The sequence below is a fragment of the Parabacteroides goldsteinii genome (assembly GCF_020091425.1).
In the GTDB taxonomy this organism is placed as follows: Bacteria; Bacteroidota; Bacteroidia; order Bacteroidales; family Tannerellaceae; genus Parabacteroides; species Parabacteroides goldsteinii.
In genome coordinates, this window is record NZ_CP081906.1 from 2672570 (window position 1) to 2696931 (window position 24362).

22 protein-coding genes are annotated in these 24362 nt (G+C 48.4%); 3 read left to right on the top strand and 19 right to left on the bottom strand.

What is annotated here, in order from left to right; translation table 11 throughout:
- Positions 1-202: 202 nt before the first annotated feature.
- Positions 203-370: a hypothetical protein gene (locus K6V26_RS12195; protein WP_154278419.1), complete on the top strand. Its 168-nt coding sequence runs from the start codon at positions 203-205 to the stop codon at positions 368-370.
- Between the two features lie 31 nt (positions 371-401).
- Here K6V26_RS12195 and K6V26_RS12200 read toward each other — a convergent pair whose 3' ends face one another.
- From K6V26_RS12200 to K6V26_RS12260, 13 genes are all read right to left on the bottom strand, one after another.
- Positions 402-683 carry an HU family DNA-binding protein gene (locus K6V26_RS12200; protein ID WP_122328542.1) on the bottom strand — a complete coding sequence of 94 codons (282 nt, stop codon included), beginning with the start codon at positions 681-683 and terminating at the stop codon, positions 402-404.
- A gap of 13 nt (positions 684-696) precedes the next feature.
- Positions 697-2832, bottom strand: a complete 2136-nt coding sequence (locus tag K6V26_RS12205) for a DUF4906 domain-containing protein (protein WP_224265453.1) — start codon at positions 2830-2832, stop codon at positions 697-699.
- Between the two features lie 14 nt (positions 2833-2846).
- On the bottom strand, positions 2847-4898 hold the full coding sequence (locus K6V26_RS12210; protein WP_010802767.1) for a DUF4906 domain-containing protein: 2052 nt from the start codon (positions 4896-4898) through the stop codon (positions 2847-2849).
- Positions 4895-5908, bottom strand: coding sequence for a BF2992 family fimbrillin-A clan protein (locus tag K6V26_RS12215; protein ID WP_224265454.1), 1014 nt, complete (start codon positions 5906-5908; stop codon positions 4895-4897). The genes K6V26_RS12210 and K6V26_RS12215 overlap by 4 nt, the downstream gene beginning before the upstream one ends.
- A 25-nt stretch (positions 5909-5933) precedes the next feature.
- Complete coding sequence (locus K6V26_RS12220; protein ID WP_224265455.1) at positions 5934-6947, bottom strand: fimbrillin family protein; 1014 nt, start codon at positions 6945-6947, stop codon at positions 5934-5936.
- Positions 6948-6958: 11 nt separating this feature from the next.
- Positions 6959-8074, bottom strand: coding sequence for a fimbrillin family protein (locus tag K6V26_RS12225; RefSeq protein ID WP_224265456.1), 1116 nt, complete (start codon positions 8072-8074; stop codon positions 6959-6961).
- A 13-nt stretch (positions 8075-8087) separates the two neighbouring features.
- Positions 8088-8564, bottom strand: coding sequence for a fimbrillin family protein (locus tag K6V26_RS12230; protein WP_224265457.1), 477 nt, complete (start codon positions 8562-8564; stop codon positions 8088-8090).
- Between the two features lie 9 nt (positions 8565-8573).
- Positions 8574-9128, bottom strand: coding sequence for a fimbrillin family protein (locus tag K6V26_RS12235; RefSeq protein WP_224265458.1), 555 nt, complete (start codon positions 9126-9128; stop codon positions 8574-8576).
- A 25-nt stretch (positions 9129-9153) separates the two neighbouring features.
- Positions 9154-10173 carry a fimbrillin family protein gene (locus K6V26_RS12240; protein WP_224265459.1) on the bottom strand — a complete coding sequence of 340 codons (1020 nt, stop codon included), beginning with the start codon at positions 10171-10173 and terminating at the stop codon, positions 9154-9156.
- A 209-nt stretch (positions 10174-10382) separates the two neighbouring features.
- Positions 10383-11408 carry a fimbrillin family protein gene (locus tag K6V26_RS12245; protein ID WP_122328548.1) on the bottom strand — a complete coding sequence of 342 codons (1026 nt, stop codon included), beginning with the start codon at positions 11406-11408 and terminating at the stop codon, positions 10383-10385.
- Between the two features lie 43 nt (positions 11409-11451).
- Positions 11452-12387, bottom strand: coding sequence for a fimbrillin family protein (locus K6V26_RS12250; RefSeq protein ID WP_224265460.1), 936 nt, complete (start codon positions 12385-12387; stop codon positions 11452-11454).
- A 10-nt stretch (positions 12388-12397) separates the two neighbouring features.
- Positions 12398-13360 (bottom strand): fimbrillin family protein, encoded by a 963-nt coding sequence (locus tag K6V26_RS12255; RefSeq protein ID WP_224265461.1) that lies wholly within the window; start codon positions 13358-13360, stop codon positions 12398-12400.
- A gap of 15 nt (positions 13361-13375) precedes the next feature.
- Positions 13376-14284 carry a DUF5119 domain-containing protein gene (locus K6V26_RS12260; protein ID WP_224265462.1) on the bottom strand — a complete coding sequence of 303 codons (909 nt, stop codon included), beginning with the start codon at positions 14282-14284 and terminating at the stop codon, positions 13376-13378.
- A 1439-nt stretch (positions 14285-15723) separates the two neighbouring features.
- On the opposite strand from K6V26_RS12260, the gene K6V26_RS12265 reads away from it, so the two are divergent.
- Entirely contained in the window at positions 15724-16563 is an 840-nt protein-coding gene (locus tag K6V26_RS12265; protein WP_224265463.1) for an Rpn family recombination-promoting nuclease/putative transposase, read from the top strand.
- A gap of 80 nt (positions 16564-16643) precedes the next feature.
- Here the strand turns inward: K6V26_RS12265 and K6V26_RS12270 are convergent, their stop codons facing one another.
- Positions 16644-17573 carry a tyrosine-type recombinase/integrase gene (locus K6V26_RS12270; RefSeq protein ID WP_224265464.1) on the bottom strand — a complete coding sequence of 310 codons (930 nt, stop codon included), beginning with the start codon at positions 17571-17573 and terminating at the stop codon, positions 16644-16646.
- A gap of 104 nt (positions 17574-17677) precedes the next feature.
- On the opposite strand from K6V26_RS12270, the gene K6V26_RS12275 reads away from it, so the two are divergent.
- On the top strand, positions 17678-17827 hold the full coding sequence (locus K6V26_RS12275) for a hypothetical protein (RefSeq protein ID WP_158599467.1): 150 nt from the start codon (positions 17678-17680) through the stop codon (positions 17825-17827).
- 37 nt (positions 17828-17864) lie between these two features.
- On the opposite strand, the gene nhaA is transcribed toward K6V26_RS12275, so the two are convergent.
- From nhaA to uvrA, 5 genes are all read right to left on the bottom strand, one after another.
- Positions 17865-19220: a Na+/H+ antiporter NhaA gene (nhaA, locus tag K6V26_RS12280; protein ID WP_010802754.1), complete on the bottom strand. Its 1356-nt coding sequence runs from the start codon at positions 19218-19220 to the stop codon at positions 17865-17867.
- Between the two features lie 59 nt (positions 19221-19279).
- Positions 19280-20482 (bottom strand): cation:proton antiporter family protein, encoded by a 1203-nt coding sequence (locus K6V26_RS12285; RefSeq protein ID WP_046147367.1) that lies wholly within the window; start codon positions 20480-20482, stop codon positions 19280-19282.
- Between the two features lie 102 nt (positions 20483-20584).
- Positions 20585-21181: an IMPACT family protein gene (locus tag K6V26_RS12290; protein ID WP_007658120.1), complete on the bottom strand. Its 597-nt coding sequence runs from the start codon at positions 21179-21181 to the stop codon at positions 20585-20587.
- Positions 21182-21184: 3 nt separating this feature from the next.
- Positions 21185-21403 (bottom strand): hypothetical protein, encoded by a 219-nt coding sequence (locus K6V26_RS12295; RefSeq protein ID WP_007658121.1) that lies wholly within the window; start codon positions 21401-21403, stop codon positions 21185-21187.
- Between the two features lie 89 nt (positions 21404-21492).
- Positions 21493-24333, bottom strand: coding sequence for an excinuclease ABC subunit UvrA (gene uvrA, locus K6V26_RS12300; RefSeq protein WP_046147664.1), 2841 nt, complete (start codon positions 24331-24333; stop codon positions 21493-21495).
- Positions 24334-24362 lie beyond the last annotated feature (29 nt).

Consider the following 24362-nt stretch of genomic DNA (forward strand, 5'->3'; position numbering starts at 1 on the left):
CGCTACGCTCAAACAACGGATTTTCTTTACCGTTCCGTCTTTCACCTACGCGGACGTTCACCCGCTTAGGCCTTTCCAAGGAAGCTATGCTTCCTCTTAAGATGGCCGACACCGATACTTATAAAACAAAAACTTTCGGATTTAACAGGTAGTATCAGCAATCCCAAGAGAACGCAAAGCGTTCTATGAAAGGCCTCAACTGATGAGCGTTAAACGAAGCATCCGTAGAGAGCGCCCAGAGGCTGTGCTGTTTGAGCGCAGCGAGTTCACAGACGACAGCGAACGTAGGATGCGAAGTAGCGAAGCAGGTGTAGCCTTGATCTTTTGCCTACTTTTCCATCAAGGGAAAAGTAGGTTCAATTATTTCTAGTTTCGAGCCTCATTATTTTCTACAAAATTAGTTATTGCTTTTTATTCAATGCATCCAGCAGAAACTTTCCCGGACGGAATTTGACGCTGATGCGCGGAGGGATGGTGACGGGTACTCCTGTTTTCGGGTTGCGACCGTCACGCAAGGTCTGATGCCAGGGTTTCAGGGTACCGAACCCCTGGAGGTTGATGGAATTGCCATTCGACAGTTGCTCTGTAAATACATCTATAACAGTATTCAACAACCCGGCTGCTTCTGTCTGCGTGCATCCACACGCTTCCTGGATGGCACGGGCCAGTTCGATCTTATTCATATATTTATTGCGTTTATTTGATTTTTACACAACGGACTCCCATACCATCGGAGTGTCTGCGGCTTTGGTCAAACATAGTATTATCCCAATTCGCATTACCAGCCCCATAAGTTTTAGCCCAATTACTTCCCTTACTGCTTCCATTCTCAGAAGTCCAGTATATTCCTTGCGCTCCAACACCACTAGGCACTCCTGTCGAGATCTGCCTATAGCCAATATAAGGCCAAAACAGACCTTCGATTCCTTTAATATAAAAACCATTCCCGGAAGCATTTGAAGCATAATGATAAGATACATCACCAGATCCCGGCCTTGCTCCAGCCGGTGGAACACACCACCCTGCCGGACAGGGATCGAAAAAGGTTTTTATCGACGACCACAAATCACCTTTCGCTGACATACCATACCATATACATTCATTGCTTGTATTAACAGGTGTACCTGATGCAGCCCCTCCATTCGTAAAGAATGTAAGCGGATTCTGCATCACATTATCAAACATATCTCCGACTGTATTCACATAAGCCTGATCAAACTGTTTTGCAGTAGTTTCGACCCTCTCCCCATTCGCATCATACGTAGGTGTCAGGGTATTTGCTGTAAACGTATTTGCCGGAACAAACGGATCCTTTCTTCCCCACTGGTAATTCATACCGAAGTTTGTAACATTTGTCCGTTCATTAGATAACGCACCGGGCCCTCTGTCCATCCAGATATAGTCTTTAAACTTATAAACATACCCATTATCAACTTCGGCACTGGTTCCCTCCATAGAATAGTCTGCCTTTGCCACCGAATAATCCGTTATCCAGATATGCCAACTCCATAGTATTCTATTATTCCCGTCATACGCTGCAACCAATGCATTTCCTGACTTATTATCTATAGCCAAACGTATTTCTCCGCTGGAAATCAGGTAATAGATATTCCTTATCAATCCCGGTTCCGTTTGCCAGACTAATCCGACGTGGTCGATCTTACTTTGCTCTTTTGTTCCCATCCGGCCGGCATACGTCCATCCGGTCGATGAAACATCAATCCCCGCAGCTGCATACGGATTAAAAGTCAGAATAGAACCGGGTGCTGTCATATAGCAATTTGCTCCGGGTAGCGACTCTGCCGTCTGCGATGCCACCCGGTCGTCGTTGTTACCTATCCCTTTTAAGGTCAATCCTACATTATATACATGGTTACTTTCCAGATTAAAATCATTGATCGCATCTGCTCCCGGATAAAAGCGGTAAAAGACTTTATAATCTTTATTATCACTACTCTGATGATACCTGCCTTCCAGTAAAATATAAGTACAATAATTATCAGGAACACTCACCGCGCCTTTATTGGCCGCACTACCACCGGTATTCTTACCCTTCCCCCGTTTGTTTTCAGGTATATACCAGACATATCCCTTCTCTATCTCTTTTAAAACCGGATCAAGATCGGAAAAACCGACAACAATATCCGTTGTTGCCGATGCCGGTTCAAGCATCATCGCCTTGGGAACAGACAGTAATTGCAACCACACCGGCTCGAAGGTATCCCCCTCCGGCAATCCATCCGCGTTATAAGTAAAACGAATTTTGGCAAATCGGCGGGTCAGCGTCGCCTTTATCGGTGTCCCGCCTACCAACGTCGAACGACAGGCTCCGGTCATTACAATTCCTCCCGACAAACCACCCTTCCGGCTGATTGTCAGTATTTTTTCTTCCAACTCACCCAGCGTTCCCACAAAATTGGCAAACACATCACCGGCATTACAGATAAAATAAAGATACTGACTTCCCTTCGAAGGCGGTTGCATCAGGCCGATAGACAAACTGGTCAGATTCAACTTACCATTGAATGTGCGGATCACAATCGATTCGTCTGTCGCGTCTCCGTTCCCGTCAAACTGTATCACCGTCAGGTCATTTACCACCGTCTCTTCTGCCGTTGTGCCTTCTCCATTGATAAGCGTATTATCCGCCCGCGTAGCCGGTTCGCCTACCAGCGGTTCGATCTGCAAACAACAGGTTACCTCTATGCTGTTGCGGTCATCCGTTTCCGTCCGTCTGCCGTCCTCCACACAACCGGTTACAACACCCCAACCGACGACCTGTAAAAACAATATTCCGATCAACCGGGTTCTATTTGTCTTCTTTCTATCCATTCTTCTTTTTCTCTTTATTGTTTGACACATCTCACGGCTGCCCCCCAGGCTCCGGAGGTTTCTACTGTGGAGGCCCCGCTTGAACTAAACTGGAAAACATACGGCATTGTGTTCCCGAAAGATGCCGACCACAGGTAGGCAGGGGAAGCAGCATACTCCATTGAACTATTATCCAACCGTCCGGACAACGGATACCAGGCAGGCAATGTCTCGCCCTCGACATCTCTGGCTGCCCCTGAACTTGTTGAGCTATCCCAAGAAAAATTAGTGCTCCATACAAAAGTCTCCCAAGCCGTTTTCCCCGGCAGCCTCCAACCTGCCGGGCAGGGATCAAACAGTGTTTTGCTGCCTGTTGCCTGCCACAATGCAGGCAACGGTCCCCCGCCATTCCAGGTGTTATCCGCCTGATTGGTAAAAAACACAGTAGGATTTTCGACCGACTTGTCTATATTCAAAGCTGTTCCCATATCCCTATGAGCGGGAGCCGTTCCCCCGGCAACAACCGAGGTAACAAACGGGTCTTTACGTCCCCACTGGTAATAGACACCACGGGCACCTTCATCCCCTTTGATCGTACTCAGTGCACCCAGGTTACGATCCATCCAGGTCTGTCCGGCATAGTTCTGCAAACGCCCGTTTGTACCATTTTTATAAAGCACTTTCTCATAGGGAGTCACCCAGATATGCCAACTCCAGAGGATGGTTCCCTCATCATCGTAAATCGCAACCAGGGCATTTCCGGCAACACCGTCCGTATTCGTAGCGATATCGACCATCCCCTGGGTTAGAGATACCGACCGGATCAAACCTTCTACCGTTTGCCAGAGAATTTTCACCCCGGCCACTCTGCTGAAACGTCCGTCGATCAACCGGTCTTCGTAGAGCACTCCTGTGCCCGCCACACTTGCTCCCGGGGCCAGGTAAGGGTTAAACGACAATTCATTACCCGGCTCCGGGGCTATTACGAAGCAATTGGCGGGTTCTGTATATTCAAAGGTCTTTTTCGTCACCCGCTTGTCAAACGAGTTTAACCCTTCAATAACGGCTTGAATATCGTAAGCGCAATTCCGGTCGATCGTATAATCGTTCGTTGTATTTCCTCCGGGATAAAACCGGTAGCTGACCAGCTGGTCGGGCATATTCGGCGTAGTATATACGCCTGACAGTTCCACATAGGTACAAAATGCATCGGGGGCATTGATTGCATCTTTTTCATAGGAGGTCGCTCCTTTTCCTGTTTTGGCATGCCGGTTCAGGGGAACATACCAGGTATACCCTTTGTCGATCCCGGCGACAATAGAGGTATAGTCTTTGAAATTGGCCTCCTTCTTTTCGGGATAATCCGCCCCGGCAGCCGTATCGACAAATCCGTCGGCATATCTCAATACATTAGGCACATTCCCTATTTTCAGGACAGACGGGGTAAAATTGGCACCCGTTACTTTCAGGTTCTTTTTCCAGGTGAAACGGATGCGTGCCACCAACCGCTGCAAGTCTACCGCAATAGGATTTCCCTGATTTCCACCGGAGGTAAAGGAGGCTTTAACTGCCGCAATCATCATGATATTCTTTTCATTCATGGTCTGTTGGTCGAGCGCCACCGTCTTCTCCCTGAATGCTCCAAGTGTTCCTCCTTCGTAATCCTGGAATACGGCTCCGGCATTCGCTATGAAGATGATATACTGGTCTGCATTGCTCTGGGAACGCAGACCGATAGAGTAAAGATTTTCTATATCAGTACCAGTCTCCGGTTGAGGCGAAAGGATGAAACGCGACGTTACACATTCAGCATCAGTGCCATCCCCCGTCGTACCATCCCAGTCAAACTGCAAAACCGTCAGGTCATTAATAGCCAGTTCCGTTGTTTCTCCGGTTGCCGGCGGGTCTGCTTTCGTCAACCCGTCGACACACGCGATCGAGACAACCGGTTCCTGCCTCAGGCAAAAAAAGACCGGTACCGGTTCATCGCCCCTCCCTTCTTCCGGGTGATCAGGTAAACCTCCGGAACAACCGGAAGCTATGCCCCATGCAAACAATCCGTAATAAATCGCTTTCAACTGTTTCATCCTATCTCTCCTTCCAATGATACATCTACCCAACTACCTTCGATCGTAAAGATATGTTCGATCTCCTGTTCGCCGCTCCCCACTGTGTCCTGGTTATTATCTACCGGATTCCATGCAGCGACTGTCACCGTGAAACTCACAAAATCCCAGCCGTAGTTCACTTCAAACAGATATCGTTTGCCCGGCTCGAATGCCAGTTTGTTAATGGTTGCTTTTACTGTTCTTTCCACAGCCGCCTTGTTCTCTTCTCCCACATTCAATGTGATGACAGCCTCAAACGTACCGGCAGGCCGGGGGAAGATAACTAAGGGCTCTTTCTGGATATTATAGTGTTTCCCGTTTTTTCCGTCAGGAGCATCCGCCGAATAAGTAAACAGATTCCCACTCTGATTATCGATCGTCAGATTACCGTTAAATACATCCGGCATAACCCACTCATTTTCCGGCAACTTATAATTATCGGCCCGGGCTTCCACCATACCATTTACAACAACCTTCTTTACTTCAAAAGTTGTGATTGGCGAAGTTGCCGTAACTACCCGCACCGTAAAGCTGATTTGCGCAGCCAGATGATCCAGGCTATTCAGCGTGACACTCGTCGGCTCCGGCAACATCTGCGCCCGGGTAACCGAACCCAACGCATCCACATTGGCAGCAACCGTAATAGAACGCCCATCCTCCGACAGACCGGTCCCCGGAACCATCGTACAAAAATCGTAGGTACCGGCAGGAAGATACAAAAGGCCCGCACCCGTTGCCAATCCGAGACTGCCGGAACTTGCGACATATTGACTACTTCCCGCCATCTCTTTCGTATCCGGGTTATAAGCGGTTATTGTCAGCGTTTTGCCGTTTCCCAACGCTTCGCTTTCCGTTGCGCGGGTCATCACCTCCACTTCCGGCAGGCTGAACGTCACTGGATAGAGCACCTCCCCGTCCGGCACGACTGTATCCTGCCGACAGGATGCCAACAACAAAAGAACGATCCATATATTGTTACTCTTTTTCATACGTATACTTGTTTTCCGAAGCTGATTATTTCGGGTCCAGTTCTATCTTATCCATATCCACACCGAACAATTCCCAGGGTTTTACTGTCGGCAGGCTGAATGAAGCGGCATAACGGGCGATTCTCACTTCGTATGCGTAACTGTAGCCCCCCTCCAGCGTAAGTGTTTTACCGGTTTCCGGCAGGATACTCGCCGTATAGCTTTTAGAGGCCGTGGTTTTACCGCTTTCAAAGCTCAAATTGGTAAAATCCAGTTTCAACGGGATCCCCCGGGCGGAAGCTGTTACCGGCAGGACGATAAAGGAGACGGTAAATTCGGTCGGAGAGGATTGAGATACTGTAGCCCCCTTGGTCTGCCCACTGGGCAGATCGCCCGGAACACCTCCCGTTATCAATGCAGGACTATCGGAACCGACGGACAAATCGATATAACTGCCCGTCGGATCGGTGTCGGCAATACTTACCGACAGAGCATCGGCAGACAGATAGCCATCGGCGGTTGCCGGTTTTACGGTCAATACGATTTGGGCTGCCAGATGGCGGAAAGACAAAGGAACCGTAATCTCACTATCACCGCCGCTGTTAGTTATATTGGCTGTTGCCATCAGGTAATCGACTCCGTTGTGAAGGGTGGATGTCTGGTAACTGCCGCTTAATGCGGGCACGACATCCGTTGCACTATTGGTCGACAGGGCATAAAAATAATAACTCAATCCGGTCTGTACCTGCATAGGACCGCCTGTTGCCTTCAACACCGCTGTTTCTCCCGAATTATCGACGGTATACGTATTTGAAAGCGCAGGATTCTCCGATGTGGCGGAAGAAAGGGCACTCGTCCAGGCATGTACCGTGACGTTCGCTCCTGCTTCCAGGGACTTGCCGACGGCAGCCTCCGCCCGGGCAGCCAACTCACCTGCCGTAGCCGTAAAGCCGACTGTTATATCACGGCTGTCTGCCTGTTCTTGTCCGTATTCCTGCGTACAGGCTATGGGAAGCAGCAGGAACAGACCGGTAGTTATTGTAGCTGTCAGTTGTTTCATGTTTTCCGTGTTTAGTTTGTTGTTGTTGATGACGACGAGTCCGTTATACCGCCCACCACGCCCGAAGTACCGTTTTTCCAGTCTTCCACCGTTACCCCGGAAAAAGAAATCTCATTACCTTTCAGAATCAGCGTATAGCTGTTTCGTTCACCGGGATTCCAGCCGTTGGAGGCATCGAGTTGTCCGCTATAGGTGTGGGTTGCCGCTGGCGTATCCCCGACTTTAAGGTCAGCGATAACGACTTTAATCCACATCTTCCGGGACGCCTCCGATCTCAATGGCAGCATATTGAAGGTGGCCACCTGATTGGCCGGAATGCTCCCTGTCACCTCTCCGACCTTCTCTACGGACATTTTTGCCATGCTACCGGTATTCAAATTATCGGCCGCGGAACCACAGTCCAAAAACGGCAATCCCACATTATTACCGACACGCACCTGGCCGTCTCTCAGGTACATATAAACATTTGTTACATCGGTTTGCTGCACCCAGACCTCAGCTTTGGCAAAATTTTGAGCGGCCGTCTCACTTGCCGCACAGGCATTTGCATCGAACTGGATAGTCAGCTGCACCTGGGTTCCTATATGCTTAAATGTCAAAGGGACCTCCTGCGCGGAACCGAATTGTATCGCCTCCTCTCTAACAGCGTGCAGATAATCGATTCCATTGACAAGTGCGGTCGTGTTCTTCGCGTCATCTGTCGGATAGCCATCATTGGCAACGGTATTAAACGCCGGAACTTCTTCCGTACTGCTATTGGTAGAAATGGCATAAAACCCGAATGTTCCGGCAGGAAGGATCATATTTTTGGCATCCGTACCCACAGGAGCCGCCGGAGTCAGCGTTGTTCCGGCGGTAGCATCCGCCACGTACTCTTTGCCGCCATCCATGACCGGTGCCGTTGTCCCCGTTTTTCGATGATAGGGATAAATACGAACTTTAGCGGATGTCGCCAGGCCACTTCCCCCCGCACGTGTCTGCGTAGAGGTAAAGAAATGGATTTCCGATCGGTTGCCTGATTCCGGACCGTCGATCGCTTCCTCCCGGGTACATCCGGTTGCCAGTGCCAGGCAAAGAACCGGAACCCAAAGGCTCGCCAACGCAGGTATGTTTATTCGATCTCTCATGGTTGTTGCTGTGTTACATAAAATCTTCTGTTATATCGCTATCGGGCATACTGCCCTCTTTGTCTTTCCAACCAGTAATCGTCACCCCCTGAAAGACGACTTCGTTTCCTGTGATATTCACCCGGTAACTATATTGGTTACCAGACACAAAACCTCCTTCCGGAGTCGTTATAGCCAGTGTATAAAGTTTGTCTTTCTGCTGGGGCAGTCCATCGAAGGTGATAGTCGGAAAAGTGATGGTTACAGGGATTTCCTGCCCAGCCTTCATCGGAAGTATGATGCAACCGGCTGTAAAACCGCCTCCAGCTAGCGTTCCTGTGACTGTCATCCCTGTGTTGGCAACGGCTGCATCCGGCACACGACCGGAGGTAATTACCGGATCGGCCCCCAGCCTGATTTTTGAGCCAACCGGGTCGGTAGCTGCCAGTTTGATTACCGGCGTAGCTGCCTCCGTCGCCTTACCGGCATCCGTTCCGTTGATTTCGCTCACCACCTTCAGTTAGATACGTACCGACAGGCGGGAGAAGGATAACAAAACCTCCTGTTCTTCGCCCGAGGTAGACGAGATGGTTGCATTTGTTTTGCAATAGATATAGTCGGTGTTATTGGTTAGCTCGCCGGTTTCCGAAAAGGAGCCTTCCGCCAATACAGGCGGTTGGCTGTTTTCATTGACCGACAGGGCATAAAAGCAATATTTACCGGCGGCTAGATACATCAGGCCCTCGCTACCGGATTCCGTCAGGCTCCCATTCCCATTCGCAGCCTTATAAGTTCGACTGGCAACCGGGGCAGCAGTAGGGACACCGGCAGCGGTCTCCTTATAGGCATAGACAATTACCTGTACATCATCGGCGAGTACGGGATCCGTATCTGCGGTAACTCCCGCTGCCTCCCCGCCTGCTTTTGTAGCCAGGCCGATAACGCTACTGAACGACACGGCAACCATCTCCCCGGGCGGAGCCGGATCGACAACCTCGTCAGCATGTTCTTCCCCATCGGCACAAGCCGACAGTAGCAGGATGAAAGACAGGATATATAAATAAGGATGGGACATATGTGTTTTATTTATTATTTTATATTTATGGCACCGGATCCGGTTCGCTGGGTTTCAGGTCTTCCGTTGTGCCTACCTGTGTCCAGTCTGTGACTGTGGCGCCGGTGAAGGTGATTGCAGTCGGGTTCAGAGTGGCCGTGTAGGTGTAATTCTTGCCGGACTGGAAGGCGGTCGTGTTACCGTTGTCACTGGTATTCGGTGCTGTTAATGTTGCCGTATAGGTTCTATTCTCTTCTGCACGGCCTCCGACCTGTACTTTAACCTTAAAGGTGACAGTCAATTGGTGAGCATTGCCTCCCGAAGCAGCCAAAGGAAGCATCGTATAAGAAGCTGTAGAGGCTTTAGTAGCCACAGCTGTTGTTTCCATATTATCCGCAGTTGTATTCACACTCGTTGCCGGTGTTATTACACCATCAGTCAAGTTCATCTTACAATTGGTTATTACAGGAGGGGTTATGGTCGCATGATCGTCACCATCCTGCCAGCCGGTCAGTTCCAACCCGGTTCCGGATTTTACGTCAATAGTAATCCGGACAGCTTTATGCTCGAAACTAAGAGTTATATTATTACCTGCCTCACTGGCTCCGGGAATGGATACATTCTTACTATTTGCATAGAGATAATCGACCTTATTTTGCAGGTCGGCAGTCGATGTGCCACTTGTGAAGGTCGGAATTCCTGCCGAAGTAGTGATATTGGCCGATACGGCATAAAAGTCATAAGAACCTTTTGCCAGGTACATTGTGAAACTGTCATCGCCATTAAATTCCCCGGCTGTGGATGCATCGACCGTATATCCTTTTGCATCGACAACAGGAGTAGAAGTCTCGTCCGTTACAAAGGTGGAGATTTTTGCTTTTACCCCAGTTGCCACACTCTCCGACGTGCTTACCTTTGTCTGCGTCAAATTTATATTTCCGCTAAAGTTGACAGCGTATTCTCCCTTCCCGTTTGTAACGGGGTCATCCCCCTGTTCGTCGGAAGTACACCCGGTAACCGAGAGAAGCAGTAGGGGGATGGTTAGTAATATGTTAGTTGTTTTCATGTTTGTTGTTTTAATTATTGTCAGATTTGAATGTTTCACATATTGCCAAAATTGAGCTATCTTGTCCCCGTGCTTGACACGGGGCCGCAGAAGAACCAGCAGTATCAAAAGATACATATAGGATACAGTTTGTGCCTTTACGATCCCGTGTCGGGCACGGGAACGGGATAGTTCAATTATTTCTATATCTACATCTTTATCTTACCGCTTCACGCCCCGGGTTTATCGGGTACTACCGGCAAATCGCCGCCTATGGCATCTACCCAGTCGACCACTTCGGTGGATAAGGAAATGAAGTCTTTGGCTGTGGAACTGTATAATAACGTATACAGATAGGAAGTGCCCGCTGTAAGACCTGTGGCAGGGACTGTCGGGGTGATCTCCACCGTTTTTTCCGTACCGCTGGCATCCAGAGCCAACTCAAATTTAAGAGTCGAATTACCAACCATATCCTCTCCTGTCTTCGGGAACAGCATCAATTGTTCCGGGATATCGAAAGTTGTTCCGGCTGCTACTGTCTGAGGGGTTGTCGGCTGAAAGAAAGTAAAGGTATTCCCGTCGGATGATGTTGCACTCAAACTACTCCATTCCCCATCCGTTATACTCATTGTACCCTTATCATTGTCTTTCACCTTGATACTCTTGATGACTATCGCATCCGACTCTTCCGTATTCTTGAACTTAAAACGTATCTGTGTCAAGGCATGCTTGAACACCAGCTTCTGAATAACACCGGCTTCGTCTGATGTCCGTTTGTAGTTTTCAATCGGCGCGGCATACATATAATCGGCCTGTGCGGACGGTGTTTTTTCCAGAGTCACTTTCAATTTGGGGGCAGCAGTAGTAGTTGGCGCCACGACTCCGTCGCCACCTGCCTGGGAAACAGCCGTATGCGGATAATAAGCATAGAAGTTATACACTTTGTCCACCGTATAGTTCAGTAGCGGAGAATAGTCCAATCCTCCCGAACTGTTCGCAACCGCTTCGATGTTATCCATCAGGTTTGCGGAGGCTTTCCATGCCGGGGATGCGGATGATTCCGCTTCCAGGGCATACAGTCCCACTTTTTCCCCGTCGGGGATCTTCGTCCCTTTTACCACGGCCTTGGTTTCTATCTGCACCGTTGTACCGAAAAGGATCGCATTAGCCTCCGGTTTGCTATTCTGCAACCCGTCGTCCTCAGAACAGGAGACAGCAGCGAAAGCGATTGCTGTTAATAAAATAAGATTTTTCATACACTAATTTCTTTTTAATATTAATACTTTATATTGTTCAAAACTATTCTTCCGGGTCGACCTCTCCTGCCTCGACAGGTAGCCAGGGTTCGATCGTACCCTGGAAAGTGACACCATTGGTGGCATACCATACCGTATAAAGGTAAGAGTAGCCTGCCGCCCAGCCTTCGGCAGGGGTGGCGGGAGAAACCTCGAACGTCTGTCCGTCGATCGTAATGCTGAAAACCTGTTTTTTCATTGTCTCTGCTCCCACCGGGAGTTGAAGCAACGAAATCGGTATCTCGTAGAAAGCCTCTTGCGGAAGTTCCACCGCCTCACTATAACGGCAAAGGATAAAAGAGGGAAAACGATTGCCTTCCTCTACCTCCTCCCAGCTTCCGTCGGCCAGCGAAAGCGTGCCGCTCCCCGGAGCCGTCAGCGTAATGCTATTCAAAAAAACACCGGCTGTACTACCGTTCCAAATACGTACCCGTATCCGGCACAAGGCATGCCGGAAAGTCAACCGGCCGATATCATTCGACCTGTCGGTATCAGGCGTTACTTTCAGGGATGCCCACAGATAATCCGCCTGACTCCCCGCCTGATCGCCCAGGCTGATTTTCAGCGAAGGGGCGTCGGCAGCATCCGTATAGGCCATCGACGCCGTATAGGGCCAACAGGCATAAAAAGAATAGTTCTTTCCCGCTTCGTAATACTTCACCGGATCGTAATCGACCGCCCCTTCCACACCGATCGTTCCCGCTACGTTGTTCATGACAACTTCACTGCTACCGCCGGTCTGCGTCGAACAAGCGAAAAGTCCGGCACGACTTCCGTCCGGTAATACGGTTCCCGACAGAAGACCCGAAGCTTTGCTCGTTTCTACAGAGACGTCTGCCACGAAACGAATTGCTCCGCCCGAAGGCGTCTCCCGACGGTCGTCGGGAGAACACCCCCCAAACATGGCGGCGCAAACCAGATATATCAGCAGCCGTTTCATCCCCTCTCCTTTATTTTACCGTGATACCCGGACCTGATACATATTGCCATTCCACCACGCTGGTAGACAACTGGATGGAGGAAGCACTTCCGTAAGTCACTGTATATTCGTAAGAATATCCCGCCCGTAAACCTTCCGTCGGCAATGTCAGCGTCTGACCGGTTTTCTCTATGGCCGAAGAAGCATCGCCTTCCGTCACACCCATATCAAAAGTATAGGCCGTCCCTTTGGCTGCTACAGGCAACAACATCAGTTGTCCCGGTACAGAGAAAGAGGCTTTCGGCTGAATCTCTTCCGCAGCAGACGGACCAAACAGGATATAGGTTTCCGATCCGGAAGGTGCGCTCCACGTACCGTTGCCGATATTCAGCGTTGCACCGCCGGGGGCCTGTATTTTCAAAGAGTGCAGCGTCAGTTTATCGCCCGTACCATTCACCACCTTTACCGTGACCTGCGTCAGGGCATGGTTGAAGCTCAGCAGGTAAGCGCCGGTCACCGGCTTTTTATTTTCCAGCGGACTCGCATACATATAATCGATCTGGTCCGACGGAGTCTTCCCGAACGTGCAGGCCAGCTTAGGCGGCTGACCGGCAGAAGGATCCGTGACGGACGCTTCATAAGGATAGTAGGCAAAAAAACTGTAGTTGGCATTCGCCGTGTACATCTTTACAGGTTCGTAGACCAGGCCGCCGCTACCGCTGACCTCCGCTTCCACATTGTTCATAATCAGGTTGTTCGAAGCATCACTAACCGATGTCGTCCAGACGGGTACGCCGTTCCTGTTTTCAAGCGTGTACACGCCCACTTTCGTTCCGGCTGCAAACTGCGTACCCGTCACCGGACCGGCTTTCGTCTGAATGCCAGATTCAAAACGGATCACACCCGAAAGGTCCGGCGTTTCGGTCTCACGGTTGTCAGAACAGGCACACAACAGGCCCAGGCCCGCTACTAATACTAATGTCGTTGTTTTCATTTCTCTATCATTTTTTTATTTACCAACCGATACATCGGGACCCTGTCCCGCTATCCATTCAGTTATACGAACCTGAAAATGGATGCCCGAAGGAGTCACATCCAACTCCACATCCGCATTATCGCCATCCCCCATATTGATCAGGTCGTCATAGATATCCAATTCGTGCACCTCCTTCGTCTCGTCCGCATAGTTGATCTGCAAACGAAGGTTTTTATCGGCTCCTCCACCCGGGATCTCATCCTTATCCAGCAGGTTGAACACCAAAAGCGAACCCACGAACAGGCCCTCTTCCGCGCGGATGGGGATATCGGTGCCCGCCACATAGGAGGCTACAGACTTTCCCGTACTCAGATTGACTGCTTCGGCCACATTCAGGAGGCGACCCGATACCGATTCCACCTCCCGCGCATCGGTCACTTTTATACGAAAAGAGATGCGCCGCACAATTGGCTCGGGATGAACCCGTAAAGGCTCTGCACCCGAATCCTCTTTCCTCACTTCATACTCTCCGAGCGTAGCCAGCGTAAACCAATCCGGTTGACCGACCGTTTCCACCGAACGGGTCAGAGGTTTTACGCAGGCTTCAGCGGTTTCAAACTGCTCCTGTCCGCGAAACCAGATACCCGGTGTCGGACGGTTATAGATCAGTACACGATAATTGCCGACCGGCAGATTGCCGGAGAAAGAGACCGTATCCGATTTCATTTCGTAGACCGTCCCCTCACCGCTTTCCGGATAGAAACGGAGCGTCATCCCCTCCGGAGGCTGTATGCCGGAAGGCACCGTATCCCATTCAAAACAGATACGGACTGTCCCATCGACAAGTTCCGCAGCCGGCTCGTCAGATCTCCTGCAACAAGATAAAATACTCATGATTGCAAGCAAGCAAAAGATGAACCCTATACCTGTTTTTTGCTTCATTTTTCCTCCCTGAATATTGCATCTCTATTGATAGTAGAGATACACAGCCTTTAATCGACTATAATTCAATGTGATACAAATAACATTAACCTTCATTGGTTTTTATTCACACAACAAAATACGTAAATAAACGTGAAATTGATAACATTTTTTCAATAGTTAAATATTATTTACTTCTTAATGATCAAGGAGTTTTTAAAACAGATATTTACTACCTTTGTACCAGTTTTTAGTTAAGTAAATATAATGTATCTCTACTATCAATAGAGATGCAGCACCCTATATTCAGAAGGATATGAAATTCAGGGCATCTCTTCTTCTCCACCAAACAATTATTTTTTAGTTTTATTTATAGATTGAACAGGCCGTAAAATCACAAAAAAATGAACCCGGTGATTGTTGTTAGGATGCTACAAATCCGGCTGATATGGGATAAGAGTTACAGAGGGAAAAGGTGAATAAGAGAGACGACAAAGAAAAACACAAACTGATTATCAGAAGTCTAAAGGATATCAAAAAGTAACAAAAATCAACGATAGGCTATCATTGCAATCACTTTTTAAGTTCTTTTCGTAACGCCCTCTTTTTTCAACAGAGGCCATCCGGACGCAAATCGGTTGCTTTTGGCGGGTAAAAAGGCCTTTTTCATGATTATTGGCTCCGGTTTGGTATCGATTACCCGGCAGATAGTTTCAGTTAGCTGCCGGATAGTTTCAACCACCCGGCAACTGGTCGGAATTGTCCGGCAGCCAATTGAAATTGCTTGGGAGATAATTGTAACACGTCTCTTTTTTCCCTAAGCAGGCATCGGTTATTCAGTGTTTTTTTCGCTGGAAGGTAAAAAAATCCACACCATTCCTGCCTGACAAAATGTAGCCGTTTCCATCAACCAAGCAGCCACCATCACAAACAGCCCGGGGCCCCATTCCAAATGCGCAAACAAAAAGTCATCCGATTTCCCCAATCCCCTTTCCTCCTGTCATCGCTTAACTTCCTCAGAGACGCATAAATACTCCCAATCCCTTACCCGCCTCCATAGAGAGTTCCTATAAAAGGGATTAAATGACAAATTGATTTTCAAAAATACCAATAAAAAATAGGAATAGCATTCTTCTATACAATACAGTTCATAATCGTTGGTGGAGTTAATCCTGTTCATAATCTATCAAAAGTGAACTATCTTGTCCCCGTGCTTGACACGGGGCCGCAGAAGAACAGGCTGTATCAAAAGATACATATAGGATACGGTTTGTGCCTTTGCGATCCCGTGTCGAGCACGGGAACAGGATAGTTCAAATATTTCTAAATTGCCACATTGGCTCATTATTTTCTACATCTGAATCAAATAATCCCCTTCTCTGTTTGGAATAAATAAAATATTGCCTACATTTGTCTCGTTACCTGCTATCGGGTAATAAAACAACTAAAACTATTGACTTATGGAAAAGTATATGAACATCATGCTCGACAAGGCTTTTAAAACCGTATTCGGTGAAAAGCAAGTGGCAATCGACTTTATCAACGCCACGCTCGAGGGCGAACGCCAGGTGAAAGACCTGACCTATCTCGATAAAGAAATCCAACCCGAAGTAATAGAACAACGTACGGTGATCTTCGATCTCCTTTGCGAAGATGTGGACGGGAGCAAATTTGTACTTGAAATGCTGAATTGTCCCCAACATTATTTCTTTAACCGCGGATTTTATTACATTTGTCGACTGGTCTCCCGTCAGGGAGAGAGCGGAGCTGACTGGAAGTATAGCTTGCTTCCGGTATATGGCATCTACCTGTTGAACTTTAGTCTGCCTGAATTTCAGAGTTGGCGCACCGATGTGGTAATGGCCAATGAGGCGACAGGGAAAACTTTTGGCGAGGTCAAACTGAAACAGATTTATCTGTCGTTCGATCTGTTCAATCTAAGAGAAGAGGAATGCAAAACGCCTCTGGAGAATATGGTTTATATATTGAAGAATATGAATTTATTTGATATGTCTCCGTTTAAGGAGAAAAACGATGCCTTCAAACGCCTGCTCGACGTGGCAAACTTGAATGCAATGACTCCTCACGAACGGGCTGTTTACGATGAGAACCTGAAGATTTACCGCGACTGGCGCAATACCTTGGAATATGCGGTGGAGGAGGCCGAAATGAAAGGGATGACAAAAGGTAAAGCAGAAGAACAACGCCAGATTGCTGCAAATTTAAAAAAGCAGGGAGTTAATATCGAAACGATCGCCCAGTGTACCGGTCTGTCTGTCGAAGAAATAGACAAATTGTAGTTTATTCACTTAACTGTCAAATGTCAACAGAAAGAAAGTTTCCATTTGTAATGGAAACTTTCTTTCATTATCATCCCCTATCAATCCAGATTGATCACTTTATTATTTATCCGCTTCACCAACCCTTCGTTGAACGAGTCGAGATAGATCTGTGTCGTTTTTTCGTTGGCATGTCCCAGGCAGGAACTAATCACCGCAGTAGGCATCAATTGGTTGCGGGCGGCGGTTGCCCAAGAGTGGCGGGCCATATATGACGACAGTGATTCGGGGATATTCGCTTTCTCCGCAATGATCTTCAGATGACGATTGAATGAGCATAAGGCACTCCGATAACATTTATAATGGGCTTCCTCGCTCGCCCCATCCGACAGCACAGGCCAGATGTAACAACTATCGGTACGATATTTTTCAATAATCTTCAACAAGTCACCATTTGCAAAAACAGAGACGGGCCGTCCGGTCTTCACCCGCTCATAATGGATCATCTCCCGTTGCAATTGCTCATGTTTCAATAGAATCATATCAGCAAACCCCATACCGCAGGTGTAAAAACTGAAAAGGAACATATCGCGTGCCATAGCCAGGCTGGTTCCTTCATCCAATTTGAGGTTCTTTATCCATTTCACCCATCTTTTAGGCAATGCCCGTTTACGTGTCGGCATCGATTCCAGCGACATGCCGGCAAAAGGGTTTTCGCGCGGGCGGATCACTTTCTCCGCCACAGCCTTGTTGTAAAGGGCGCGTAAATTACGCAGATAGAAATGTGCCGTATTCTCACAACAGCCTTGTCCCAACAACCAGTTCTCATAACTATTCAGCATCCCCGACCGGAACAGTCGGAAGGGTATCCGCTGGCTCCCGGTAAACTGCACCAGCGACTTCAGGCTACTCATATAGGCATGTGCCGTCCCAAACCGTCCTTCCTGTTCCACCTGGTCAATAATATTCAGAGCATAAAGCACGAACCCATTACGTGCAACCCCTTTCCTAATCAAAGTCATTTCATCCATACTGTTTCCTATTTAAATTAATATTGGCAGGAATATAACAGAAAATGAACTACCTTTGTCTGAATGATTAACATGTTTCGCTATGAGAAGTTATAAGATACCCTATGCTATACGTGAAAGTGCTGCATCCGGAAGATGTCGAACAGGTGTGCCGCTATGCTGCCGATGCCAAAGAATTATTGCCGGATTTCCATATTCGCCAATTTGTTATTTATGTCGTTGCGAATAAGGGGTATAAGATTTGGGAAGTATAAGAATCTGATTGCAGAAAGGTGCGTCAAATGTATGTTATCACTCATTTGCCGCCTTCGGCAGCACCTTTTTCAGCAATAAGTATCCGCAAAGTCCAGAGACAAACGATCCCGTAAATACGCCAAGTTTAGCCTGGTTCAGCAAATCCATGCCTACAGCATCCGTAGTGTTAAACGACAAGTTGGCGATGAACAGTGCAACTGTGAAACCAATACCTCCTAACATCGACACCCCAAACAGATTCCAACGTGTCATTCCTGCCGGCATAGAGGCAAGGCTTGTACGGGCAAAGAAATAGGTAAAAGAGAAAATACCCAATGTCTTTCCGACAAACAATCCCAGGAAGACTGCCAACGGCACATTGACCAGAGACGCAGGCTGGATATCGCCGAACGTGACACCGGCATTCACAAAGGCAAACAGCGGAAGGATCAGGTAATTTACCATCGGATGCAGTTTGTCGGCAATGCTTTGCAACGGACTGATCGTTCTATCCGCCAGCGAATGGATATTGTTCAATACCTGTATCTGCGTCGGAGTCAGCACGGCGGCCTTTTTAGACTGGCGCACCTCCGTATAGTCCAGCATATTCAGATAGCCGGTCATATCACAGGTGAAATCGTTCAGGTTGATCTTCGGACGGGCAGGCACGGTGAAGGCCACCAATACCCCTGCTATGGTTGGATGAATACCCGATTCCAGGAACAAAATCCAGACAAAAAAACCGACAATATAATAGAACAGGTTATTATTTACCCGCATCTTCCCTCCGGCATACAATAACGCCAACAGGGCCAGGGAAATCAGCAACGGCTGATAGGCAATATGCCCGCTATAAAACAAAGCGATAATAATTATACCGCCGATATCATCGACAACAGCCAACGCCGTCAGGAAAATTCGCATACTCAGAGGAACCCGCTTCCCCAAAAGTCCCAGAACGGCAAGGGCAAAAGCGATATCGGTAGCCATTGGGATGGCAGCCCCGCGTGCTTCCGGTCCTGTATTACACACCAGAAGGAAGAAAAGGACCGGCACGATCATACCACCGCAAGCGGCAATTACCGGAAGGATCGCCTTACGGACCGAACTGAGTTCGCCGATCAAAACCTCCTGCTTGATCTCCAACCCTATCACAAAGAAGAATACGGCCATCAGGGCATCATTCACAAAAGCCAGCATCGGCATCGGCTCTCCGTGATGCGAAAACAAATTGAATTTACCGATCTGAAGATCTATGGGATAAGATAATATATGATGATAAGCATACGCCCAAGGGGAATTGGCCAGTATCATAGCCAGTATGGTGGCCATAAACAATAGAAAACTGGCGCTCGACTTCTGTGTAGCGAAACGGCGCAATGGTTTCAGGATAACATTAATAGTACGATCCATTGTGTTTAAAATATTTGCGGAGACAGCTTGCTGACCTGTCTCCGTAATTCCTAACTGTGTTATTGTCTTTGCTTCTCTGCCATTTCGAGCTGATAGGCGCTGCGGGTCAATTTTTCTACCCAGACCACAAAGATACCAGTTAAAATTAAATTAAACACAATAGTAAGGACAGAAATCATCAGGGCCGGTCCACCTAAATTGTATCCGAGAGCGATGAAAATAATACCTGCTCCTACCTCACCACGCGTAAACATACCGATCGACAATGCCAGACGCTCACGTTTGCGTCGGTCGCGATAGAAGAACAGCGGGAAAAGTTTTCCTATATTAGAAAGGAAAGAGACAATAAGAACATGCAACAGGATCATCGGCCACGACATCATCGGCTGCGCCCCGGTAATGGTTGCCGCCTCGGCCGATTGTTTGGCAAAATCAATGCCAAAGAATACCGGCATACTCACTCCCACAAGGAACATGAACAGGAAGGATATGGCTGTAGCCACATTGTGTTCGACCTTCGTGTCAATATGCTTATGCTTCATGATCATACCCAGGACGAAAGCAGGCAGCAGCACTTCGATATGAATACTGGCGTCTTCACCATAGAAATGTTTGGACACCAGATAAACTCCCTGTGTAATAGCCAGCGTCACAATTGCATAGAGCAAGATCGCTTTCCAGTCCTGACGCATATTATAAGTGCCCATCTTCTTCCACCCGAGCATAAGCAGCACCATCACGATCAGGATGATAACACCCAACTGCCAGCGCAGTCCCACCATCATGATCTGAAGCGGTATCATCAACAGGATCGTATCGAGGTCGTCGAAAATAGCCAGAACCTGCACCTTTTTATATACCCATGAAGCCTTCAGTCCGGCAGCAGCAAGCATAGTAAAGAGAATACCGGCGGAGGTAGGCGCCGCAAAACGACTCAGCAACAAGTTTTCCTTCCAGGCTTCGCCACTCGACCAATAGATATCGGGAAGCAGGACGAACATATAATACAACGCCACAAAGATCCAGGGAAAGGCTGCGGTTGCCATTGCAATAAAGTAATCCTCCGTATAAGATTTCCAACGGGTTTTGTCCATTTCAAACTCCCGGCCCACGTTGATCATAATAAAGGCCAGGCACACATACAACAACGTGTTGGAGATCGTCTTCACCATCGAATAGTTCTCTCCCACCATAGCGGGAAGAAACTGCGAGACAACCAAACCAATCACTAAGAAAAAAGAAAATAACAGAATCTTCTTCATTATATTACCACTATTTGCTTGTTTAGATTTCAGAGTACAAAAATAAGGAAATCCTCTCTAATCGAAAATAGCAGGTAACTCATGTTTCAGATTATTAATAAATTACTTCAGATAGGCCGACTCCACTTTCAATAAGCGGTTCTTCAACTTTTCTGCCTCCCCTTTTCGGATACGTAGTGTCATCTCACAGTCCATTTCGAATTTTTGAGATACAATAAGGGGGGTATCTTCTTTCACTATGCGCATGATCCCGTTCAGGTAGGGATATTCGAAAGCGACTGTGATATCTTCATCCACCGTACGTTCCTCTATTTCGGCGGCCGCAATCGCTTCGGCAGCGGCCGTACGATAGGCAACGATCAGCCCGCTGGTACCCAGCTCGATACCTCCGAAATAACGGACTACGAGGATCAGGATATCCGTCAGTTCATTGGAATTGATCTGTCCGAGGATCGGTTTCCCGGCAGTGGAAGACGGTTCGCCGTCATCGTTTGCACGAAACGTCAGGCGGTCCGGTCCCAGCATATAAGCCCAGCAGACATGGCGTGCATCATAATATTGTTTACGGTACCGGTCCAGTTGCTCCTTCACCTCTTCGACCGTACGCACGGGGATGGCATACGAGATAAAGCGGCTACGCTTCTCCGTGTAATAGCCCTCGGCTACTTGTTTAATGGTTCTGTAACTGTCGTCTGCCATCGATCAATCCGGTATATGGGTTTGCTGTTCTTCGCGGAAGGCCCGGAAGTCTTTCATGATCTCTTCGATCTCCTCGATAAAGTAGGGATCTTTCACATTTTTCTTCACCTCTTCGTAATAGGTTTCAATGGCCGCCAGGGCGCATATATCTTGTCCGCGCAGCAGGAAATAAGGTTCTTCCTTCTCTACGCATTGTTTGATCATTTGGATAGGATTCTTCATATATCTGTCTTCACTTAGTTATTATTCTATCTTAGTTATGTCGGCAAACGGGGATAGGCGTGCCATATTCCTCGTCTGCCTATGCCAGGTTATTGTTTCAACTCCTCTTTCAGGAACGGAGCGGTATAGCTCTTCGTTTTCTTCTTTACCATCTCTTCCGGGGTGCCGGTAAACAAGACCTGACCGCCTTTACGGCCGCCTTCGGGGCCCATGTCGATCAGGTAGTCGGCGCATTTGATGACGTCGAGGTTATGCTCGATGACGATGATGGTGTTGCCCTTTTCCACCAGCTTGTTCAGGACACCCAGAAGAACACGGATGTCTTCGAAATGAAGACCGGTTGTCGGTTCGTCCAGTACATATAATGTATTGCCTGTATCCTTTTTAGCCAGTTCAGTTGCCAGCTTCACACGTTGGCTTTCGCCGCCGGACAACGTGGTGGAAGGTTGCCCCAGTTTAATATAACCCAGGCCCACATCCTGCAAGACCTTGATCTTAGACAAGATGGTCGGGATATTCTCAAAGAACTCCACCGCCATGTTGATCGTCATATCCAGTACATCCGCAATGGATTTACCGCGGAAACGCACTTCCAGTGTTTCGCGGTTGTAACGTTTGCCATGACAGTCCTCGCAGGGCACCAATACGTCGGGCAGAAAGTTCATCTCGATGGTCTTGTAACCATTCCCTTTGCAGGTTTCGCAACGACCGCCGGACACGTTGAATGAGAAGCGTCCCGGTTTATATCCCCTTACTTTCGATTCGGGAAGATCGACAAAGAGGTTACGGATATCGGAAAACACACCCGTATAGGTAGCCGGATTGCTTCGCGGCGAACGTCCGATAGGCGACTGGTCGACATTGACGATCTTATCCACATTATCAATACCTTCGATCGACTTATAAGGCAACGGATCTTCCAGCGAACGATAGAAATGCTGGCTCAGGATCGGTTGCAGGGTACGGTTGATCAACGTCGATTTGCCGCTCCCCGACACGCCTGTCACACAGATCAGCGTTCCCAGCGGGAAAGTCACATCTACGTTTTTCAGGTTATTACCGCCGGCTCCTTTGATGGAGATGAACTTGCCGTTTCCTTTCCGACGTTCGGCAGGAATGGCAATTTCTGTTTTTCCGTTCAGATAAGCGGACGTCAGCGTATCGACCTTCAGCATCTCCTGAGGCGTACCTTCGTACACGACCTCTCCGCCCAGACGGCCGGCTTTCGGACCCATGTCGATCACGTAATCGGCATTCAGCATCATATCCTTGTCATGTTCCACGACAACGACCGAGTTCCCTGTATCACGAAGTTCTTTCAAAGAGTTGATCAGACGGACATTATCACGCTGATGCAACCCGATACTCGGCTCGTCGAGGATATAAAGCACATTGACCAGCTGGCTGCCGATCTGGGTTGCCAGGCGGATACGCTGGCTTTCACCGCCGGAAAGGCTTGCCGAAGCACGGTTGAGAGAGAGATAATCCAGCCCCACATCCAGCAGGAATTTCAGGCGGGAACGTATCTCCTTCAATATTTCTATGGCAATCTGCTTTTGCTTCTGGTCCAGACGGTCTTCGATGCCGTCCAGCCAATCATACAGTTCGGATATATCATAAGAAGATATTTCCGCAATATTCTTATCGGCAATCCGGTAATGCAATGCCTCTTTGTTCAGACGCTGGCCGTTACATTCCGGACATGTAGTCATTTTAATAAACTGCCCCGCCCATTTCTGTGCGGAAGCGGACGCCTCGCTCTCCTGCTGCATCAGGATATATTTGGCAACGCCTTCATAAGACAGGAAATAATTGGAAGAACCCAGGGATTCGTTCTTGATCTGAAGTCGTTCGTCGGTTCCGTTCATGATCTCGTCGATCGCCTCCGCCGGAATATCCTTGATCGGCGTCTTGATCGTTACCCCATGCTTCTCGCAAAGGGCTTCTATCTGCCAAAAGATAAGCGAGTTCTTATATTTCCCGAGGGCCACGATCCCGCCGTTATAGATACTGAGGGAAGGATCCGGCACGATCTTTTCCATATCCAGCAGGTTCACCTGTCCCAATCCTTTACATTTGGGGCATGCACCTTGCGGGGAGTTAAAGGAAAAATTATGCGGAGCCGGTTCGCTGTAGGAAAGTCCGGTAGCCGGGTCCATCAGGCGGCGGCTGTAATGGCGCAACTCGTCCGTATCGGCATCCAGCAGCATGACTAGTCCGTCACCCTGCTTCATGGCTGTACGCAGGCTTTCTTTCAGGCGGCGTTCGTCGGAAGCCGAGACAACCATTTTATCGATCACCACTTCGATGCTGTGCATCTTGTAGCGGTCCAGCTTCATGCCGTGGAATATCTCCTTGATCTCGCCATCGACACGGACGGTCAGATAGCCTTTCTTACGAACCTGCTCGAACAGTTCCTTATAATGTCCCTTACGATTGCGGACCAGCGGAGCCAGGAGGTATGTCTTCTTTCCCTCATAATGCTCCAGAATCAGGTCGAGCACCTGCTCTTCGGTGTATTTCACCATCTTCTCTCCGCTCAGATACGAGTACGCCTCTCCCGCCCTCGCATAAAGCAGACGGAAAAAGTCGTAGATCTCTGTCGTCGTACCGACAGTAGAACGGGGATTCTTGTTGGTCGTTTTCTGTTCGATCGAGATGACCGGGCTCAATCCGGTGATCTTATCCACATCCGGACGTTCCATATTTCCGAGGAAGTTACGGGCATAGGCAGAGAATGTCTCCACATACCGGCGTTGTCCTTCCGCAAAAATCGTATCAAAAGCCAGTGATGACTTACCACTACCACTCATACCCGTTATCACGGTAAGTTTGTTTCTCGGTATCTCGACGTCTATATTCTTCAAATTGTGAACGCGGGCGCCTAAAACGGAAATACGTCCGCCTTCCAATGCATTCTTATCATTCATACTTCTTATCACTGTTTTCTTTTTCATCC

Coding starts and splice junctions, on each gene's coding strand:
- K6V26_RS12285 (WP_046147367.1), bottom strand. CDS start 20,482: ATGAAGAAGATTCTGTTATTTTCTTTTTTCTTAGTGATTGGTTTGGTT.
- uvrA (WP_046147664.1), bottom strand. CDS start 24,333: ATGAATGATAAGAATGCATTGGAAGGCGGACGTATTTCCGTTTTAGGC.
- K6V26_RS12270 (WP_224265464.1), bottom strand. CDS start 17,573: ATGGATGAAATGACTTTGATTAGGAAAGGGGTTGCACGTAATGGGTTC.
- K6V26_RS12275 (WP_158599467.1), top strand. CDS start 17,678: ATGCTATACGTGAAAGTGCTGCATCCGGAAGATGTCGAACAGGTGTGC.
- K6V26_RS12260 (WP_224265462.1), bottom strand. CDS start 14,284: ATGAAGCAAAAAACAGGTATAGGGTTCATCTTTTGCTTGCTTGCAATC.
- K6V26_RS12290 (WP_007658120.1), bottom strand. CDS start 21,181: ATGGCAGACGACAGTTACAGAACCATTAAACAAGTAGCCGAGGGCTAT.
- K6V26_RS12295 (WP_007658121.1), bottom strand. CDS start 21,403: ATGAAGAATCCTATCCAAATGATCAAACAATGCGTAGAGAAGGAAGAA.
- K6V26_RS12235 (WP_224265458.1), bottom strand. CDS start 9,128: ATGTCCCATCCTTATTTATATATCCTGTCTTTCATCCTGCTACTGTCG.
- K6V26_RS12250 (WP_224265460.1), bottom strand. CDS start 12,387: ATGAAACGGCTGCTGATATATCTGGTTTGCGCCGCCATGTTTGGGGGG.
- K6V26_RS12245 (WP_122328548.1), bottom strand. CDS start 11,408: ATGAAAAATCTTATTTTATTAACAGCAATCGCTTTCGCTGCTGTCTCC.
- K6V26_RS12255 (WP_224265461.1), bottom strand. CDS start 13,360: ATGAAAACAACGACATTAGTATTAGTAGCGGGCCTGGGCCTGTTGTGT.
- K6V26_RS12265 (WP_224265463.1), top strand. CDS start 15,724: ATGGAAAAGTATATGAACATCATGCTCGACAAGGCTTTTAAAACCGTA.
- nhaA (WP_010802754.1), bottom strand. CDS start 19,220: ATGGATCGTACTATTAATGTTATCCTGAAACCATTGCGCCGTTTCGCT.
- K6V26_RS12240 (WP_224265459.1), bottom strand. CDS start 10,173: ATGAAAACAACTAACATATTACTAACCATCCCCCTACTGCTTCTCTCG.
- K6V26_RS12210 (WP_010802767.1), bottom strand. CDS start 4,898: ATGAAACAGTTGAAAGCGATTTATTACGGATTGTTTGCATGGGGCATA.
- K6V26_RS12215 (WP_224265454.1), bottom strand. CDS start 5,908: ATGAAAAAGAGTAACAATATATGGATCGTTCTTTTGTTGTTGGCATCC.
- K6V26_RS12205 (WP_224265453.1), bottom strand. CDS start 2,832: ATGGATAGAAAGAAGACAAATAGAACCCGGTTGATCGGAATATTGTTT.
- K6V26_RS12200 (WP_122328542.1), bottom strand. CDS start 683: ATGAATAAGATCGAACTGGCCCGTGCCATCCAGGAAGCGTGTGGATGC.
- K6V26_RS12195 (WP_154278419.1), top strand. CDS start 203: ATGAGCGTTAAACGAAGCATCCGTAGAGAGCGCCCAGAGGCTGTGCTG.
- K6V26_RS12220 (WP_224265455.1), bottom strand. CDS start 6,947: ATGAAACAACTGACAGCTACAATAACTACCGGTCTGTTCCTGCTGCTT.
- K6V26_RS12225 (WP_224265456.1), bottom strand. CDS start 8,074: ATGAGAGATCGAATAAACATACCTGCGTTGGCGAGCCTTTGGGTTCCG.